The following is a 1,184-nucleotide window of genomic DNA, read 5'->3' on the forward strand; positions in this document are numbered from 1 at the left end:
CTAATCATTGACCGAGAAAAAGTGCTGTTTTTCCATTTCAGACATAAAAAAGCCCAAAAAACCTGCCTCAACAGGTTAGAAAGATTCATGACTAAAAAAGTAATAGCAATCGCTGAAAAGGAAGTATGAGGAAGTTTAGCCATCACTTTACCTAAGCTAAATCTTCTTTTCCCCTGTCCAAATTTGCCCTCTATACAATTCCGAATCCTCTCATCATCGGTAGCTTGTTTCTTTTGTTCTTTACTAACATTTTTGGCTGGTCTTCCTAATGGGGGCCCACTAATTCTGATTCCCCTTTCTTTACACCAAGCTCGGTTTTCTCTGGTTCGATAAATTTTGTCCACATGAACTGATTCTGGATAGTATCCTGTATAGTCATAATAAGCTTCTATTTGTGCTTTTAAATCTCCCGATTCATTAAAGTTATCCCAACTAATCCGGTCTAAAAATATGTAACCATCTATACAGCTTGCTGAGAATTTGGCCCCAAATTCTCCTGGTTTTCCAGCTTTTCCTCTGACTATCGGACGGATATGGGGTTGAGTTAAGCTGACAATTCTGTCTTCAATACTCTGTTTGTTATTTTGGTACATCCAGAGTTGTTGGCGAGCAACTTCTGTGACTACTAATAACAGTTTATAGTCTCTTTTTTTCAAGCTTTGTAGAGAGGCTCCTTCTGCTAAAAGTTGTTCAATATGGTCGAGATTTCTTTTCAGATATTGCAGTTGTCTTTTCAGAGCTTTTCGTCTTTGTTTGACGGTAGGTTTTCTTGTTTTTGCTACTTCTCAATAACTTTTTCTGGCTAGGAGACGATAGGTTCTCGGTTTTTGAACAAGTTTTCCTTTTAAAGTTTCCTAGAGAATATCAATAATTTTTTCGGTTTGTTTTCTTCCTTGATTTAACAGGTTTAAATCCGTAGGATAACTAATATCTGCGGGCGCACAACTGGCATCTAAAATTAATTTACCTCGATTTTCTGGTTGACTTTGGGTTTCGCTCTCTAACTTTTTTTCGGTGTTTTCTTCTTCTTTTATTTCTCTCGAATTTTTGACCATAAAGCGATTCACTTTATTAATTAGTTCCCGAGGGATTCTTTCTCGAAAGTGAACCAACATTGACGCTTCAAACCGGGGTTCATTGCTGTAGGCTGAAAACCCCAAGAAGTATTGTAAATAAGGATTTTC

General features: G+C 37.2%; 1 pseudogene. It reads right to left on the reverse strand.

The window, feature by feature from the left end:
* Positions 1–1,184, reverse strand: a pseudogene (locus O9332_RS16985) (IS5 family transposase); the annotation flags it as partial.

The sequence above is a fragment of the Microcystis sp. LE19-10.1B genome (assembly GCF_027530565.1).
Taxonomy (GTDB): domain Bacteria; phylum Cyanobacteriota; class Cyanobacteriia; order Cyanobacteriales; family Microcystaceae; genus Microcystis; species Microcystis aeruginosa.